Genomic DNA, 16,835 nt, shown 5'->3' on the forward strand with positions numbered 1-16,835 from the left:
ACGGGGCTGGTGGGGGATGCGGCGGCGCGTCCGGGTCACGGACGGCGCAGCGCGTCGGCCGCGGCAGTCGCCGCCGGGCCCGCCGCCAGCTCGGTCTCCAGCAGCTGCTTGCCGAGCAGCTCCGGGTCCGGGAGGTCCATGGGGTACTCGCCGTCGAAGCAGGCGCGGCAGAGGTTCGGCTTGTCGATCGTCGTCGCCTCGATCATCGCGTCGATCGAGATGTACGAGAGGGAGTCCGCGCCCATGGAGGTGCAGATCTCGTCGACGGTCATGCCGTTGGCGATCAGTTCGGCGCGGGTCGCGAAGTCGATCCCGAAGAAGCAGGGCCACTTCACCGGCGGCGAGGAGATCCGGATGTGGATCTCGGCGGCGCCCGCCTCGCGGAGCATCCGGACCAGGGCGCGCTGGGTGTTGCCGCGGACGATCGAGTCGTCGACGACCACCAGGCGCTTGCCCTTGATGACTTCCTTCAGCGGGTTCAGCTTGAGCCGGATGCCGAGCTGGCGGATGGTCTGCGAGGGCTGGATGAAGGTCCGGCCGACGTAGGCGTTCTTCACCAGTCCGACGCCGAACGGGATTCCGCTGGCTTCGGCGTAACCGACGGCCGCGGGGGTGCCGGATTCCGGGGTCGCTATGACGAGATCCGCCTCGACGGGGGCCTCGGCGGCCAGCCTGCGGCCCATCTCCACCCGGGAGAGGTAGACGTTCCGCCCGGCGATGTCGGTGTCGGGGCGGGCCAGGTAGACGTACTCGAAGACACAGCCCTTGGGCTTCGCTTCTGCGAAGCGCGAGGTGCGCAGGCCGTTCTCGTCGATGGCGACGAGCTCGCCCGGCTCGATCTCGCGTACGTAGCTGGCGCCGCAGATGTCGAGCGCGGCGGACTCGGAGGCGACCACCCAGCCGCGCTCTAGACGGCCGAGCACCAGCGGGCGGATGCCCTGCGGGTCGCGGGCGGCGTACAGCGTGTGTTCGTCCATGAAGACGAGGGAGAACGCGCCCTTGACGTCGGGGAGCACCTTGGCGGCGGCTTCCTCGATGGTGAGCGGCTTGTCGTTCTCGTCGCGCTGCCCGGCGAGCAGCGCGGTCACCAGGTCGGTGTCGTTCGTCGCGGCGACCTGGGTGGCGCGGCCGTCCTTGCGCGGGAGGTCGGCGACCATCTCCGCGAGCTGGGCGGTGTTGACCAGGTTCCCGTTGTGGCCGAGGGCGATCGAGCCGTGCGCGGTGGCACGGAACGTGGGCTGCGCGTTCTCCCACACCGAGGCGCCGGTGGTGGAGTAGCGGGCATGACCGACCGCGATATGGCCCTGGAGGGAACCCAGAGACGTTTCGTCGAAGACCTGCGAGACCAGTCCCATGTCCTTGAAGACCAGGATCTGGGACCCGTTGCTCACTGCGATGCCCGCGGATTCCTGTCCGCGGTGCTGCAGGGCATACAGTCCGAAATAGGTGAGCTTGGCGACCTCTTCACCCGGAGCCCAGACACCGAAGACGCCACAAGCGTCCTGGGGGCCTTTCTCTCCGGGGAGCAGGTCGTGGTTGAGTCGTCCATCACCACGGGGCACGACACCGAGTGTAGGCGAGATCGACCACTGGTCCGAATTCGGGACCGGTGGACAAACCCACGGCGGTCCATGGGGAACGGGCCCGCCCGCCGCCCGGAGCGGGCGATTCGCGGGACTTCGACCGGTGACACTGTGTGACCATCGCACGGGCGGGACGGGCCCCGCCAGGCGAGTGCGCGGCTCACTTCCGGGCCGAGAGCCCGGTTACCGACAGGTAGGGGACGGTGGGGGCGGACGCGCGGGCGTGGCGCTCGGTGAACTGCCCGATCGCCGCCCCGACCCGCTGGCCGAACGCTCGTTTCGTGGTGAGCCTCACACCCCGGGGAGCCGGGACAGCGGTGCGGGACAGCGGTGCGGACGGCGGTGCGGACGGCGGGGAGCCGGCGCGCCTTCGCGACCGCGGTCGGCGCGACCGCCGTCACCGCGGCCGGGATACAGGCGGCCGTTCCGGCAGCCGCCGCCACCACGGCCGCCGACGACGTGACACGGGAACGAGTTCCTGACCCACCGCCGTGCGCCGGGCGGTCGCGTCTCCGTCGGCAGGCCCTCGGACGCGCGGGGCGGGGGCCGATGCCCGCTCGGCGCGTGCCGCGGGGCCCGCGGGCACGGCTGTCCTCCGGTTCAGCCGTGCTGGGTGGCGCTCCCGGCCCCCGGGCGTGCGGCCGTGGCGCCGATGCCCTTGCCGTCGGCCGCGGTGAGGGTGAGCGTGCTGCCCTTGATCGTGTACGTCGTCGGGCCGCTGAGGGCGGCGAGCACCGCACGCTCCGTCTCCATCTCCGCCTCCGGGCACATCTTCCGGGTGCCCGCCGTCGATCCGAAGACGATCGTGGAGCCCTTGACCGTGGCCTGGCCGCTGAAGGAGTTGCAACCGGAGTTGCCCCGTACGGTGCCGTCGTCGGCGAAGGTCAGATGAGGCGTCCGCTCCTTCGGCAGATCCGCCGGCACGGTCGTGGCGGTCTCACCGCTGAGCAGCGTGGTCACCGTCCACCGGGTGCCGACCAGGTCGGCCGCCTTCTCCTCGCTGAGCTCCATGGTGTGGCCGCCTTCCTTGGTGAGGGTCAGCTTCTCGCCGGAGAGCTTCGCGGTGAGCTCGCCGCCCATCGCGTCGATGGCGGCCTTCTCGAACTTCTCGATCTCCTCGTCGCACGCCATCTGCGTGGTGACGGGCTTGCCCAGGGTGATCCGGTCGCCCTCCACCCGGGCGTCCACGCCGATGTGGTTGCAGCCGAAGTCGGCCGTGGCCCGGCCCTTCGGGTCGATCTCCATCCGGGCCCCCGGCGGGGCCTCGGTCTTCTTCCCGCCGACGGTCACCGAGTCGACGCTCCAGGCGACCCCGGTGACGGGGACGTCGCTCCGCACGGTGTCGCCGCCGTCGCCGGAGCCGGAACCCGACTCCGTACCGCAGGCGGCGAGGGCGAGGAGGGCCAGGACACTGACGCTGAGGGTCATCCGTTGTGTGCGCATGGCGATGTGACGGAGCGGGGGGCCGATCCGGTTCCGTCGGCTCCGCTTCCAGGCGGGATGCCGAGTGGGCCGTCTCAACCCATCAGCGGCAGCAGCGCGGCCAGGTCGGCACGCTCTCCACTCGCGCTGACCTCGGCGTCCTCCAGAGCCCGCGCCCACTCCGTACGCCCGGTGGCGAGCCGGATCCAGGTCAGCGGACTGGCCTCCACGACATTCGGCGGGGTGCCCCGGGTGTGCTTGGGCCCGCCGATGCACTGGACCACCGCGAACGGCGGGACCCGCACCTCGACCGAGCCGCCGGGCGCCCGGTCCGCGAGGGCGTCCGCCAGCAACCGGGTGCAGGCGGCCAGGGCCTGGCGGTCGTAGGGGATCTCCGAGCCGAGCGCCTCGTTCAGGTCGTCCGTGTGGACGACCAGCTCGACGGTCCGGGAGACCAGACAGTCGGTCAGCCGTATGGAGCCGACCCGGACGGACAGCAGCCGCTCCCCCGTGCCGGTGGCCGGGACGGCTCCGGTGAACCCCTCTTCCGCCTCCTCGAACAGCGTGGCGAGGTCGGGCCGGCCGGCCGCCACCTCCTCGACGCCCTCGGCGATACCGGCGGCGTACGCGGCGGTGACCGACGGCCACTCCAGCAGGGCGACCTGGGGCTTGGGGCCGGGCGGCTCCGGCAGGGCCAGGGCCCGGGTGACACTGCTCAGCCCGATCGCGATGTGCACGGCGAGCTCGCGCACCGTCCAGTCGCCGAGCCTGGTCGGCCGGGCGAGCTGGTCGGGCGTCAACGCGGCGACGGCGTCACGGACATGGGCGAACTGGGCGAGGACCGCCGTCCGGGTCCTGAAGTGGTCGTAGGCGCGCGGGCGCTTCTTTGCCGGGGGCATGGGGCCGAGATTAGCGGGCCCCACTGACATCGCCCGGTCGGGCCGGTGCGTTCTGCTGCCCCTCCACATACTCCTCCACCGTGAACGCCTCGCCGTTGGCGGGGACTCCCACGCCCCGCCAGGTGAACGGGACGCCCCGGGCGTCGTCCAGGTCCGGGCCGTCCATCAGCTGGAAGTGGAGGTGCGGTTCGGTGGTGTTCCCGGAGTTGCCGCACCGCGCGATCGGCTGCCCGGCCCGGACGGTGTCCCCGGCCTTCACCCGGAGCGAGCCGCGCCGGGCGTGCGCGTAGACGGCGTACGTACCGTCGCCGAGGTCGAGGATCACGTGGTTGCCGATGATCCGGCGCACGCCGAGGATCGACCGGACGGTGCCCTCGATGAGCATCAGATAGGCGACCCCGGCCAGTGAGTTGCGGCTCAGATGGTCGCGCTGGCCGTCGCTCGCTTTCACGACCGTGGCGTCGGCCACCGCGAGCAGCGGGGCGCCGAAGGCCGGGAAGGCGCGGTTGCGGCGGAAGAACGGCCAGACCCAACCGAACGCCGGCCGGGCCGGGGGCTCGCCCTCCCCCGTCTCCGGTTCGGCCACGATGTCGATCGCGTACGTCTGCCCGTAGACGTGCGTCCCATGGCTCGGCACCTTGTCCGCCGGGCTGTTCAGGGCCGTCCAGCGTCCGGTGACCGGCGGGTCGACCTCCACCGGGGGCCTCGGCTCGCCCCGCGGTGCGGCGGCCCTGGTCTGCCCTGCCATCGTCGCCACCACGAGGGTGAGGACGACCGTCGCGGGCAGGAAGGTCGTCGCCCAGCCCGGTCCCGGCAGATCCGTGAAGAACTCGCTGATCATCAGCGCGAACAGGACCAGCCAGGACAGCCGCATGGCGATCGGAACGGCGGTGCGGACGGACATGTCTCCCCCAGGGCTTCGTGTCTTCTCGTCGTCAGGTCACGGCCGCGCTGCCGTCAGCACCACCAGCAGCGGTACGACCCGGGTGGGCGGCACCTCGTACCGGCCGCGGCCCGCCGCGTGCAGCCAGCCCGCGCCGGTCAGCTGGCGCAGGTGGTGGTAGATCTGGCCGGTGGTGCCCAGTTCGTCGAGCGCGGCCAGTTCGGCGGTCGTCCTCAGGCCGCCGAGGATCTCGCGGAGCAGCCGCAGCCGGACCGGGTGGCCCAGCGCGGCGAACGAATCGGCGGCGTCCGCCCAGTCCCCGTCGAACAGGGCCTCGGTGAGGGCGCCGTACTGCCACTCGTAACTCTCACCGGTGGGCAGCCGCACCGAGCCCGTGTAGAGCACTCCCCCGTCGGCCGCGGCCTCCCCGACCTCGGCGAGCTGCTGTTTCAGCCCGTCCAGCGCCCAGAAGTCGCCGTCGCCCAAGCGGGGGGACTCGGAGTCCCGCCGCTCCAGCGCCGTGAGCCGCCTCTCCAGCTCGGCGACCCGCTGCTCCAGCTCCATGACACCAACCTTACGTAATTACGTAATCTCTGACAAGAGTGTGGGGGAAAGCCGAAGCCCCCGCCCGGAGGGCCCGGGCGGGGGCTTCGAAAACGCCGGTCGGCGCGCGGCTCAGGCGAGCAGCGCGGGGATCGTCGCCTCGTGCGCCGTACGGAGCTCGCTCAGCGGGATGCTGAACTCGCCCTGGATCTCGATCTCCTCGCCGTCCACGACCCCGATGCGGGTGACGGGCAGACCGCGCGCACCGCACATGTCGTTGAAGCGGAGCTCCTCGCTGCGCGGGATCGCGACGACCGCGCGTCCCGCCGACTCGGAGAAGAGGAACGTGAACGCGTCCAGGCCGTCCGGCACGACCAGCCGGGCGCCTTTCCCGCCGCGCAGGCAGGACTCGGTGACGGCCTGGATCAGGCCGCCGTCGCTCAGGTCGTGCGCGGCGTCGATCATGCCGTCGCGGGAGGCCGAGATGAGGATCTCGGCGAGCAGCTTCTCGCGGCCGAGGTCCACCTTCGGCGGCAGGCCGCCCAGGTGCTGGTGGACGACCTCGGACCAGGCCGAGCCGCCGAACTCCTCGGCCGTGTCGCCCAGCAGGTAGAGGAGCTGGCCCTCTTCCGCGAAGGCGACCGGCGTACGCCGGTTGACGTCGTCGATCACGCCGAGCACGGCCACGACCGGCGTCGGGTGGATCGCCGTCTCGCCGGTCTGGTTGTACAGCGAGACGTTGCCGCCGGTGACCGGGGTGCCCAGCTCCAGGCAGCCGTCCGCGAGACCGCGGGTGGCCTCGGCGAACTGCCACATGACGTCCGGGTCCTCCGGGGAGCCGAAGTTCAGGCAGTCCGAGATGGCGAGCGGCTTGGCGCCGGAGGCGGCGACGTTGCGGTACGACTCCGCCAGCGCGAGCTGCGCGCCGGTGTACGGGTCGAGCTTGGCGTACCGGCCGTTGCCGTCGGTCGCCATGGCCACGCCCAGGTTCGACTCGGCGTCGATGCGGACCATGCCCGCGTCCTCGGGCATCGCGAGGACGGTGTTGCCCTGCACGAAGCGGTCGTACTGGTCGGTGATCCACGCCTTGGAGGCCTGGTTCGGGGAGGCGACCAGCTTGAGGACCTGCTCGCGCAGCTCGGCCGCGTTCGCCGGGCGGGTGAGCTTGCCGGCGTCGTCCGCCTGGAGGGCGTCCTGCCAGGACGGGCGGGCGAACGGGCGGTGGTAGACGGGGCCGTCGTGGGCGACCGAGCGCGGGGGCACGTCCACGATCTGCTCGCCGTGCCAGAAGATCTCCAGCTGGGAGCCGTCGGTCACCTCACCGATGACGGTGGCGATGACGTCCCACTTCTCGCAGATCTCCAGGAAGCGGTCCACGTGCTGCGGCTCGACGATCGCGCACATGCGCTCCTGCGACTCGCTCATGAGGATTTCCTCGGGCGAGAGGGAGGAGTCGCGCAGCGGCACGGTGTCCAGCTCGACGCGCATGCCGCCGGAGCCAGCGGAGGCCAGCTCGCTGGTGGCGCAGGAGAGCCCGGCGCCGCCGAGGTCCTGGATGCCCGCGACGAGCTTCTCCTTGAAGATCTCCAGGGTGCACTCGATGAGGAGCTTCTCCTGGAACGGGTCGCCGACCTGGACGGCGGGGCGCTTGGCCGGCCCGGTGGACTCGAAGGTCTCGCTCGCCAGCACGGAGACGCCGCCGATGCCGTCGCCGCCGGTGCGGGCGCCGTAGAGGATGACCTTGTTGCCGGGGCCCGACGCCTGCGCGAGGTGGATGTCCTCGTGCTTCATCACGCCGATGCAGCCGGCGTTGACCAGCGGGTTGCCCTGGTAGCAGGCGTCGAAGACGACCTCGCCGCCGATGTTGGGCAGACCCAGGCAGTTGCCGTAGCCGCCGATGCCCGCGACGACGCCCGGCAGGACGCGCTTGGTGTCGGGGTGGTCGGCCGCGCCGAAGCGCAGCGGGTCGACGACCGCGATCGGGCGGGCGCCCATCGCGAGGATGTCGCGGACGATGCCGCCGATGCCGGTGGCCGCGCCCTGGTAGGGCTCGATGTACGAGGGGTGGTTGTGCGACTCGACCTTGAAGGTGACCGCGTACCCCTGGCCGACGTCGACGACGCCGGCGTTCTCGCCGATGCCGACGAGCATGGCGTCGTTGGCGGGGACCTTCTCGCCGAACTGCTTGAGGTGGACCTTGCTGCTCTTGTACGAGCAGTGCTCCGACCACATCACCGAGTACATGGCGAGCTCGGCGCCGGTGGGACGGCGGCCCAGGATCTCGCGGATCCGGGCGTACTCGTCCTCCTTGAGGCCGAGCTCCTTCCAGGGCTGTTCGGCGTCCGGGGTCTCGGCCGCGTGCTTGACCGTATCCAGGCTCATGCGTTGACCAGCTTCTTGATGATCGAGGTGAAGAAACCGAGGCCGTCGGTGCGGCCGGTGCCGATGAGCGGCTCCACGGCGTGCTCCGGGTGCGGCATCAGGCCGACGATGTTGCCCGCGGCGTTGGTGATGCCCGCGATGTCACGGAGCGAGCCGTTGGGGTTGCCGTCCAGGTAGCGGAAGGCGACGCGGCCCTCGGCCTCCAGCTCGTCGAGCGTGCGCTCGTCGGCGGTGTACCGGCCGTCCATGTTCTTGAGCGGGACCCTGATCTCCTGGCCGGCGCTGTAGTCCGAGGTCCAGGCGGTCTCCGCGTTCTCCACCCGCAGCGCCTGGTCGCGGCAGATGAAGTGGAGGTGGTTGTTGCGCAGCATCGCGCCGGGCAGCAGGTGCGCCTCGGTCAGGATCTGGAAGCCGTTGCAGATACCGAGGACCGGCATGCCGGCCTTCGCCTGCTCGATGAGGGTTTCCATGACCGGCGAGAAGCGGGAGATCGCACCGGCGCGGAGGTAGTCCCCGTAGGAGAAACCGCCCGCCAGGACGACCGCGTCGACCTGGTGCAGGTCCTTGTCGCGGTGCCAGAGGGATACGGGCTCGGCGCCCGCGATCCGGACGGCGCGCAGGGCGTCCTGATCGTCGAGGGTGCCGGGAAAAGTGACGACGCCGATACGGGTGGTCACTTCTCCTCCTCCACCTTCACGACGAAGTCCTCGATGACGGTGTTGGCGAGGAACGTCTCGGCCAGCTCGTTAATACGGGCGAGGGCGGCGTCGTCCACCGGTCCCTCGACCTCCAGCTCGAAACGCTTTCCCTGACGAACGTCCGCGATTCCCTCGAAGCCGAGACGGGGCAGTGCGCGCTGCACCGCCTGTCCCTGCGGGTCGAGGATCTCGGGCTTGAGCATGACGTCGACTACGACGCGTGCCACTGGCACTCCCGGTGTGGTGGTGTGGTGCGGCTGTCTCTCCGGGGGGTTCCCCAGACCCCCGCGGGTCCACTCAGCGTACCTGGCCAAAATTTCTACGCGGGTAGATATCGGGCGCGACGGACATCGCGGGGCCCTGCGCGGATCACACCGAGATATCGGGCGCTCCACCGCGCGGGAAAAGGTCTGGAAAAATCACGTCCGGATTGCACACGGATTGCACACGGACACGCGGATGCAATTGGCTGGGCTTCACAATGCGGTACCCACCGCTGTACAAATGATTACCGGGGAAAGCAACATTGCCCCCGGGACAACGGAACAGTCGACATCTCGTCGATCCACATCCGCCCGCCTGGCAGCCGGAAGGCAGGCACCCGCGCACGATGGACGCGCGGGCGCCGTAGGAAAGGACCGATATCCGTGGCTCAGCGCGTAGTGGTGACGCTCTCCGACGACATCGACGGGGGAGCAGCGGCGGAAACGGTGACCTTCGCCCTGGACGGGAAGACGTACGAGATCGATCTCAATCCCGCCAATGCGAAGAAACTGCGGAAGACCCTGGCTCCTTACGTGGCCGCCGGTCGAAAGCAGACAAATGCCAGCAAGCACGGCAGGACACCGACGGCCTACCACCACACCTCCCTCGCCCCGGACCCGGCGGCCGTCCGCGCCTGGGCCCGCTCGCACCGGATGGAGGTGCCGGCCCGGGGCCGCATCCCGAAGAAGGTCTACGAGGCGTTCGACGCGGCGAGTTGAGCCACCGCGGTGGCGACCGGCCGGACTCGGCCGCGCGGGCCGGTGGAACCGCGGCGGTGGCCGGCAGGACGAGCCACGGTGATTCCGGCCCGGCCGGCGGGCCGCCCGGGCCAGGTGCTGGTGCGGTGGCGGTTCCGGGCCCGGCGGCCCATCGGGTGCGGGGTGGGTCCGGGAGCCGGACGCCCCGTCAGGCGTCCCCGGGCGCCCCGCCGGCCGGGTCCCGGGGGCCGTTCCGCAGGGCCCTCGGGGAGCCGACTTGCGCGACACCCCCGCAGGTCGGCTAGAGTCTGGAGCACGCCGAGGGGCGAGGCCGCAAAGCCGAATCCCACGCAGCGTGCGGGTGTAGTTCAGTAGTAGAACATCCCCCTTCCAGGGGGAAGGCGCAGTGTGCAATTCCTGTCACCCGCTCTGCACAACTCTTCGAACCACTTCGTTGGATCAGGTAGAGTAGTGCTCGCTCCACCGGTGAAAGCCGAGTGGCTGCACTGCGGACGTAGCTCAGTTGGTAGAGCGCAACCTTGCCAAGGTTGAGGTCGCCAGTTCGAACCTGGTCGTCCGCTCAGCATCAAAGGCCCTGACCTTCTCGGTCAGGGCCTTTGTCGTGCTCCCGCCTCTCGCCTCCCCCGCCGCCCTCATGACGTTTGTCATGAGCAGTGGTGACAGCGCGCACTGCTCGCGGGCCCGTTCCGGCGGAACCCTTGAAGCATGACCAGCGACGACATTCTCAGCGACCGCGCGGACGGTCCCGTGATCGAGGCGAACGGGGTCCGGCGGCGTTACGCCGGCGGCTTCGAGGCCGTGTCCGGGATCTCCTTCTCCGTGGCCCGCGGCGAACTGTTCGCCCTGCTCGGGACGAACGGCGCGGGCAAGACCTCCACCGTGGAACTCCTCGAAGGACTGGCACCGCCGACCGACGGGACGGTACGGGTCCTCGGCCACGACCCGTACCGCGAACGCGCCGCCGTCCGCCCCCGTACCGGGGTGATGCTCCAGGAGGGCGGCTTCCCCTCCGACCTCACGGTCATGGAGACCGTGCGCATGTGGTCGGCCTGCACCACCGGCGCACGCCCGGCCGGCGAGGCCCTGGAGATGGTCGGCCTGACCGGCAGGGGAAACGTGCGGGTCAAGCAGCTGTCCGGCGGTGAGAAGCGCCGCCTCGACCTGGCGCTGGCCCTGACGTCCCGGCCCGAGGTGCTCTTCCTCGACGAGCCGACGACCGGACTGGACGCCGAGGGCCGGCAGGAGACCTGGGAGCTCGTCCGGGCGCTGCGGGACAACGGCACGACCGTGCTGCTGACCACGCACTACCTGGAGGAGGCCGAGGCGCTCGCGGACCGGCTGGCGATCATGCATCAGGGGAGGATCGTGACGACCGGGACCATCGCCGAGGTGACCGCGCGGCAGCCCGCCAGGATCCGGTTCGTGCTGCCCGAGGCCGTGCCGGCGGCACGCCTCCCGCTCTCCCTGCGGGCGGCGGCGGAAGGATCCCGGGTCGAGATCCGCACCCCCGCCCTCCAGGAGTCGCTGCACGAACTCCTGGAGTGGGCCCGCGAGTCCGGCGTACGGCTGCACGGCCTCGACGCCCGCTCCGCCTCCCTGGAGGAGGCGTTCCTCGACATCGCGAAGACCCAGCACGCGCCCCGGGACCAGGACCCGCGCCAGGTACACGACCGCTCCGCCCACGCCGACCGATCCGGCGGCACGAAGAACACGAAGAGGGTGACGGCATGACGACCACCACGCCCCCCGTCCGCGACCGGACGTCCGCCGTCTCCCCCACGGGCGCGGCGGCCGTGGCCCGCCGACTGACCGCCCTCGGCCGCGCCGAGCTGATCCTCCTGCTGCGCAACCGGACCGCGATCGTCGTGGCCCTGCTGCTGCCCATCACGATGATCTTCGCGATGCGGTCCTCGCTCGAACAGATCGACCTCGGCGGCACCGGGCTCACCGTCGCGGGCGCCACCCTGACCGGCGGCATCGGCATGGTGCTCGTCCAGGTCGTCTACATGAACCTCGTCTCCGCGTACGTCGCCCGGCGCGAGGAACTCGTCCTGAAGCGGCTGCGCACCGGCGAGATCTCCGACCGCGAGATCCTCATCGGCACCGCGCTGCCGTCCGTCGCGCTGGCGCTCGCCCAGAGCGTGCTGCTGGTGGTGGCCGGCGCCATCGCCTTCGACCTGAGCGCCCCGCACCGCCCCGGCCTCCTGCTGGCCGGGCTGCTGCTGGCCTTCGTCCTGATGTCCGCCCTGGCGGCGGCGACCACCGTGATCACCCGGACGGTGCAGACCTCTCAGCTCACCACCCTGCCGCTGTTCTTCGTCTCGATGTTCGGCTCCGGGCTGTTCGTCCCGCTGGCGATCTTCCCCGACAAGCTGGCCTCCGTACTGGAGCTGCTGCCGATGACGGGCGTGATGACCCTGATCCGGCACGGCTGGCTCGGCGGCGTGGAGGGCGGCGACCTCTTCACCGCCGGGGTGACCGCGCTGGCCTGGACCGCATTCGGCGTGTTTGCTGTGCGACGGTGGTTCCGCTGGGACCCGCGCGGCTGACATGAAGGGGCTGAGGGGTGTGATCGGTCGGGTACGGGGCTGGCGGCGCGGCTGGCACGAGCGCAGCAAGCTTGAGCGCATCGACCTCTACACGCGGTTGACGCTCTGCTCGATCACCTGGTTCTTCGCGGTGTCCTGGGGGCTGCTGCCCCTCGGCGCGACCCTGGACGAGGGGCCGGTGGCGATGGCCCTGGGAGGAGCGTTCCTCGCCGCCAACATCGCCCAGTCCGTGCTGAGCAACCGCAATGTGGCCCCCTCCTTCGACGCGTACCGGGGAACGGCGCCGTTCCCCCCGGGGCGGTTGCGCCTGCCCGCCGCGCTCCAGGTGGTGATGACCGGCCTTCTGGTGGCACTCGCGGCGGTGGGTGGCGTGAAGGACGAGGGGCTCGTGCTGCTGGTGCTGGACCTGCCCGTGGCATTCGCCATCCCGTACGTCCTGCTCGTCCCCGTCCGGAGGTTCCTGCTCCACTCCGCCGCCTTCTCGGTGGCCGTCCTGGCGCTCCTGGCGGCCGTGGGTGTGCCGGGCGGGCTGCTGTTCGGGGCGGTCGTCTCGCTGGTCGTCGTCACCCTGCTGGTGCTCACCTCGGCCCGGCCGAGCGTCTGGAGCCTGACCGTGATGTGGCAGGCGGAGGAGGCGCGGGACATGCAGGCCCGGCTGGCGGTGGCGGAGGAGCGGCTGAGGTTCGGCCGGGACATGCACGACGTGCTGGGCCGGAACCTGTCGGTGATCGCCCTGAAGAGCGAGCTGGCCGTGGAGCTGGCCCAGCGCGGGAACCCCGCGGCGATGGACCAGATGGTGGAGGTGCAACGGATCGCGCGCGCATCGCAGCAGGAGGTCCGCGATGTCGTACGCGGCTACCGGGAGGCCGACCTGCCCACCGAACTCATGGGCGCCCAGGGCGTGTTGCAGGCCGCGGGAATCACCTGCACCGTCGAGGGCGCGGACGGTGCGGCCGGCATCGGGGCTCCCGCCGCCGTCCAGGCCGCGCTCGGCTGGGTGGTCCGCGAGACCGCGACGAACGTCCTGCGCCACGGCGACCCGCGCCACTGCTGGATCCGGCTCTCGCGGACGCGGGACGCGGTGGTCCTGGAGGTCGAGAACGACGGGGCCGGCGCCACCCGCCCGCTCAGCGGCGCGGACAACGACGACGACGGCGGCGGCGGCGGTTCGGGCCTGGCCGGCCTGCGGGTACGGCTCGGCGCGCTCGGCGGATCGCTCACCGCCGGATCCGCCGGGGACGACCTCTTCCGGGTGACGGCGACGGTGCCGCTCACGGCTCCCCGCCCGGACGCGAACGGCCGCCTCGCACCGTCCCCCGGACTTTCCGCCGCCCCTTCCGACGCGTCTCGCGCCGCCCCTTCCGCCCTCCCGGAGGAACGATGACCACCGCGCGGCCCCTGCGGGTCCTGCTGGCCGACGACGAGCACCTGATCCGGGGCGCGCTGGCCGCACTGCTCGCCCTGGAGGAGGACCTCGTCGTGGTCGCGGAGGCGGCGAGCGGCCCCGAGGCCCTGGCGATGGCCCTGGCGCACCGGCCCGACGTCGCCGTCCTGGACCTCCAGATGCCGGGCGCGGACGGTGTGAAGGTCGCCACATCGCTGCGGACCGAGCTGCCCCACTGCCGCACCATGATCGTGACCAGCCACGGCCGCCCCGGGCACCTCAAGCGGGCCCTGGCCGCCGGCGTACGGGGTTTCGTGCCGAAGACGGTCAGCGCCCGGCGGCTGGCGGAGATCATCCGTACCGTCCACGCCGGAAACCGTTACGTGGATCCCGAGTTGGCGGCCGACGCCATCTCCGCCGGGGACTCCCCGTTGACCGCCAGGGAGGCCGAGGTGCTCGAACTGGCGGCGGACGGGGCTCCGGTCGCGGAGATCGCGGAGCGGGCCTCGCTCTCGCAGGGGACGGTCCGCAACTACCTCTCCTCGGCCGCCACCAAGATCGGTGCGGAGAACCGGCACACGGCAGTGCGTCTCGCCCGCGAGCGGGGTTGGGTATAGTAGGCATCGCGCTTCGGCGCACTGCGGACGTAGCTCAGTTGGTAGAGCGCAACCTTGCCAAGGTTGAGGTCGCCAGTTCGAACCTGGTCGTCCGCTCCGGATGAAGAAGCCCCGGTCCTTTCGGACCGGGGCTTCTTGCGTATCCGGCTGCCGCTACGACCAGTTGGTGCCGGTCAGCACCTCGTACGCCTCGATGTACTTGGCGCGGGTCGCCGCCACGATCTCCTGCGGCAGCGCCGGGGGCGGCTGCTCGCTCGCGCGGTCCCAGCCGGAGGCCGGCGAGGTGAGCCAGTCGCGCACGAACTGCTTGTCGTAGCTGGGCTGCGCCCGGCCGGGCTCCCAGGTGGCGGCGGGCCAGAAGCGGGAGGAGTCCGGGGTCAGCACCTCGTCGGCGATGATCAGCCGCTCGGTCCCGTCCTCGGTGGTCTCGAAGCCGAACTCGAACTTGGTGTCGGCCAGGATGATCCCGCGCCCGTGCGCGATGTCCCGGGCCCTGCGGTAGACGTCGAGCGTCGTGCGCCGCAGCTCGGCGGCGGTCTCCGCACCGACCTCGCGGGCGACGTTCTCGTAGCTGACGTTCTCGTCGTGGTCGCCGACGGCCGCCTTGGTGGCCGGGGTGAAGATCGGGCCGGGCAGCTCGGACCCGTTGACCAGGCCCTCGGGGAGACCGATGCCGCAGACCGTACGGGTGGCGTCGTACTCGACGAGTCCGGAGCCGGTCAGATAGCCGCGGGCCACGCACTCGACCTCGACCATCCGCAGCGACTTGCAGATGAGGGTGCGGCCCGCCCAGTCGGCCGGGGCGCCCGGGGGCAGCTCGGTGGAGATGACGTGGTTGGGCACCAGGTCGGCGAGCTGGTCGAACCACCAGAGCGAGAGCCGGGTGAGGACACGGCCCTTGTCGGGGATCTCGGTGGGCAGGACCCAGTCGTACGCGGAGATGCGGTCGCTGGCGACCATGACGAGGTCGCCCGCCTCGTTCCGGTACAGGTCACGCACCTTGCCGGTGTGCAGGTGGGTGAGGCCCGGTACCTGTACGGGCTCGGGCTTTTCTACAAAACCGGACACGGTGCCTCCGCGTAGATTGATCCAGGAGCGGTTCCGATTGTCCCGTATCCACGGCGGGGCCCGCGCCAGGGGCCCGGTGACCGGTCGCGTGTCCCTCGGACCCGGTCGGTCATGTTCCCTCGGCCCCGGGTCGTCGCGTGTTCCTCGGCCCCGGGCCGGTCATGTCCCCTCGGCCCCGGGCCGGTCGCGTTCCCTCGGCCCCGGGCCGGTCGCGTTCCTCGGGTGACCTGGGCCGGTCCCGTTCCTCGGACGCGGTCAGTCCCGCTTGCAGATCCGGTCGAGGAGGTTGGCCGTGGCCCGCTGGATCCGGGGGTCCGTGTGCCCGGGGCGGTCCAGGGCCGGGGACCAGGCGAAGGTGCCGGAGGCGAATACGTGCGCGCCGGAGGGGGACTGGTAGAGCGAGGTCTCCTGGTGCCGGGTCGCGCCCTCCGAGTCCTCGTACGGGGAGTGGGCGAGCAGGATCCGGTTGTCGTGTTCGGGCAGGCTGGTGCGCGGGAAGTAGCGGTCGGCCTCGCCGGCGACCAGGCCCGGGATCTCGTCGCCCTCGACCGCGCCCGTGGAGTCCCAGAGCCAGTGCTCGGCGTTGCGCACGACGAGCGGGCGGGGATCGGGCACCCGGCCCGCGTACTGGATGCCCAGGAGCTGCTGCTCGGGCCGGTCCACCTCGCGCCACAGGGCGGACTTGCCAGGCCCCCGGCGCTTGCGGCAGGTCAGCAGCCGGTCCGCCTCGCCGGAGGCCGACGGGGCGAGGCCCACCTGCCAGTACATGGTGTTGGCGGAGAGGAAGACGAGCGAGGTGCCGGAGTCCCGGGCGCGCTCGGCGGCCCGGCGCATCGGCAGCGTCCAGTACTCGTCGTGGCCGGGGAAGACCAGGCCCCGGTAGCGGCTGGGGTCGACGCGGCCCGCGTGCAGGTCGCGGGCGTCGGCGTAGGCGAGGTCGTAGCCGTACCGCTCGGCCCAGCGGATGAAGTCGTACGCGTGCCCCACGTGCAGCGGCAGCCCGGCCCCGGCGTACGGGCGGTCGAAGGAGATCGTGACGGCGGCGTCCTCCTCGCCGAGGAGCCGCCCCCGCTCGTCCCACGCGTGGTAGAGGCTGGCGCCGGTACGGCCGTCCTCCGGGTAGAGGTTGTACGCCTGCCAGGTGATGTCGGGCAGCAGGAGCAGCAGGTCGGCGGGGTGGTCGTGGCGCACGGTGAAAGGGATGTGCGAGCGGTAGCCGTCGACGGTGGTCAGGACGGCCACGTACGCGCCGACGGACCAGTAGCTCGGAATCTGGAGCCGCCAGGACATCCACCAGTGGTGGCAGGAGACAGTCCGGTCGGCGGCGAGCGGCGGGGGCTGGACGATGCCGGAGAGCCGCGGACTCGTGGTGATCTTGGCCGCGCCGTCGCCGCCGTAATGACCGATCCGGTAGACGTCGACGGAGAACTGCTGGGGCGGGTCCACGGTGATGTGGAAGTCGATGGCCTCGCCGGGGGCCGCCGCGCCGGGCGAGACGAAGCCCTTGATCTGGCGGTGCACGTCGTCCGCGGTACGGGTGCCGCCGCCGGTGGAGCGGGCGAGGTCGGCGTACCAGGGGACCACCTGGCCGGTGTCGTCGAAGTAGTTCTCACTGCCGCGCAGCCAGGGCAGCGGGCCCTGCCCGAAGGGATCGCTCACCGCGTGCGCGAGGGCACCCGACTCCCACCGGCGAATCTGCTCCGCCCCCATGCCGCGCCCCTCCCTCGGATCCCCCGGACAGCTCTGGGGGATCCCCCGGACAACTCTGGTGCGCCGAATGTCAGCGCCGATCCCCAGCACATCACATAACGCACGCGGTTCGTC

General features: G+C 71.4%; 15 protein-coding genes and 3 tRNA genes. 8 read left to right on the forward strand and 10 right to left on the reverse strand.

Annotated elements, in window-relative coordinates; genetic code table 11:
- Positions 1-35 precede the first annotated feature (35 nt).
- From purF to purS, 8 genes are all read right to left on the reverse strand, one after another.
- Positions 36-1,562 (reverse strand): amidophosphoribosyltransferase, encoded by a 1,527-nt coding sequence (gene purF / locus ACH4KB_RS16060; protein WP_398066574.1) that lies wholly within the window; start codon positions 1,560-1,562, stop codon positions 36-38.
- A 621-nt stretch (positions 1,563-2,183) separates the two neighbouring features.
- Positions 2,184-3,026 carry an META domain-containing protein gene (locus tag ACH4KB_RS16065; protein WP_398066575.1) on the reverse strand — a complete coding sequence of 281 codons (843 nt, stop codon included), beginning with the start codon at positions 3,024-3,026 and terminating at the stop codon, positions 2,184-2,186.
- Between the two features lie 74 nt (positions 3,027-3,100).
- Positions 3,101-3,904: a sterol carrier family protein gene (locus ACH4KB_RS16070; protein WP_398066576.1), complete on the reverse strand. Its 804-nt coding sequence runs from the start codon at positions 3,902-3,904 to the stop codon at positions 3,101-3,103.
- Between the two features lie 10 nt (positions 3,905-3,914).
- Positions 3,915-4,808 carry a M23 family metallopeptidase gene (locus ACH4KB_RS16075; protein ID WP_398066577.1) on the reverse strand — a complete coding sequence of 298 codons (894 nt, stop codon included), beginning with the start codon at positions 4,806-4,808 and terminating at the stop codon, positions 3,915-3,917.
- A gap of 36 nt (positions 4,809-4,844) precedes the next feature.
- Positions 4,845-5,351, reverse strand: coding sequence for a helix-turn-helix domain-containing protein (locus ACH4KB_RS16080; RefSeq protein ID WP_361876762.1), 507 nt, complete (start codon positions 5,349-5,351; stop codon positions 4,845-4,847).
- Positions 5,352-5,462: 111 nt separating this feature from the next.
- The gene (gene purL / locus ACH4KB_RS16085; protein WP_398066578.1) at positions 5,463-7,712 is read right to left on the reverse strand and encodes a phosphoribosylformylglycinamidine synthase subunit PurL; all 2,250 of its coding nucleotides are present in this window, start codon (positions 7,710-7,712) and stop codon (positions 5,463-5,465) included.
- Positions 7,709-8,389 (reverse strand): phosphoribosylformylglycinamidine synthase subunit PurQ, encoded by a 681-nt coding sequence (gene purQ / locus ACH4KB_RS16090; protein WP_398066579.1) that lies wholly within the window; start codon positions 8,387-8,389, stop codon positions 7,709-7,711. The genes purL and purQ overlap by 4 nt, the downstream gene beginning before the upstream one ends.
- Positions 8,386-8,637: a phosphoribosylformylglycinamidine synthase subunit PurS gene (purS, locus tag ACH4KB_RS16095; protein ID WP_003968034.1), complete on the reverse strand. Its 252-nt coding sequence runs from the start codon at positions 8,635-8,637 to the stop codon at positions 8,386-8,388. The genes purQ and purS overlap by 4 nt, the downstream gene beginning before the upstream one ends.
- Before the next feature lie 420 nt (positions 8,638-9,057).
- On the opposite strand from purS, the gene ACH4KB_RS16100 reads away from it, so the two are divergent.
- The 8 genes from ACH4KB_RS16100 to ACH4KB_RS16135 all read left to right on the forward strand — a co-directional run bounded on the left by ACH4KB_RS16100 (position 9,058) and on the right by ACH4KB_RS16135 (position 14,039).
- Positions 9,058-9,393, forward strand: coding sequence for an Lsr2 family protein (locus ACH4KB_RS16100; protein WP_265600715.1), 336 nt, complete (start codon positions 9,058-9,060; stop codon positions 9,391-9,393).
- A 336-nt stretch (positions 9,394-9,729) separates the two neighbouring features.
- Positions 9,730-9,801 (forward strand) — tRNA-Gly (locus ACH4KB_RS16105).
- A 79-nt stretch (positions 9,802-9,880) separates the two neighbouring features.
- A tRNA-Gly gene (locus ACH4KB_RS16110) sits at positions 9,881-9,953 on the forward strand.
- Positions 9,954-10,098: 145 nt separating this feature from the next.
- Positions 10,099-11,124 (forward strand): ABC transporter ATP-binding protein, encoded by a 1,026-nt coding sequence (locus tag ACH4KB_RS16115; protein WP_398066580.1) that lies wholly within the window; start codon positions 10,099-10,101, stop codon positions 11,122-11,124.
- A complete protein-coding gene (locus ACH4KB_RS16120; protein WP_398066581.1) occupies positions 11,121-11,942 on the forward strand; it encodes an ABC transporter permease in 822 nt (273 codons plus the stop codon). The genes ACH4KB_RS16115 and ACH4KB_RS16120 overlap by 4 nt, the downstream gene beginning before the upstream one ends.
- A 1-nt stretch (position 11,943) precedes the next feature.
- Entirely contained in the window at positions 11,944-13,326 is a 1,383-nt protein-coding gene (locus ACH4KB_RS16125) for a sensor histidine kinase (RefSeq protein WP_398066582.1), read from the forward strand.
- Entirely contained in the window at positions 13,323-13,943 is a 621-nt protein-coding gene (locus tag ACH4KB_RS16130) for a response regulator (protein WP_398066583.1), read from the forward strand. The genes ACH4KB_RS16125 and ACH4KB_RS16130 overlap by 4 nt, the downstream gene beginning before the upstream one ends.
- Before the next feature lie 23 nt (positions 13,944-13,966).
- Positions 13,967-14,039: transfer RNA gene (locus ACH4KB_RS16135), tRNA-Gly, on the forward strand.
- A 57-nt stretch (positions 14,040-14,096) separates the two neighbouring features.
- On the opposite strand, the gene ACH4KB_RS16140 is transcribed toward ACH4KB_RS16135, so the two are convergent.
- Positions 14,097-15,011 (reverse strand): phosphoribosylaminoimidazolesuccinocarboxamide synthase, encoded by a 915-nt coding sequence (locus ACH4KB_RS16140; protein WP_018957152.1) that lies wholly within the window; start codon positions 15,009-15,011, stop codon positions 14,097-14,099.
- A gap of 255 nt (positions 15,012-15,266) precedes the next feature.
- Entirely contained in the window at positions 15,267-16,721 is a 1,455-nt protein-coding gene (locus tag ACH4KB_RS16145) for a N,N-dimethylformamidase beta subunit family domain-containing protein (RefSeq protein ID WP_398066584.1), read from the reverse strand.
- Positions 16,722-16,835: the final 114 nt, after the last annotated feature.

The organism is Streptomyces sp. NPDC017520 (genome assembly GCF_044329855.1).
Taxonomy (GTDB): domain Bacteria; phylum Actinomycetota; class Actinomycetes; order Streptomycetales; family Streptomycetaceae; genus Streptomyces.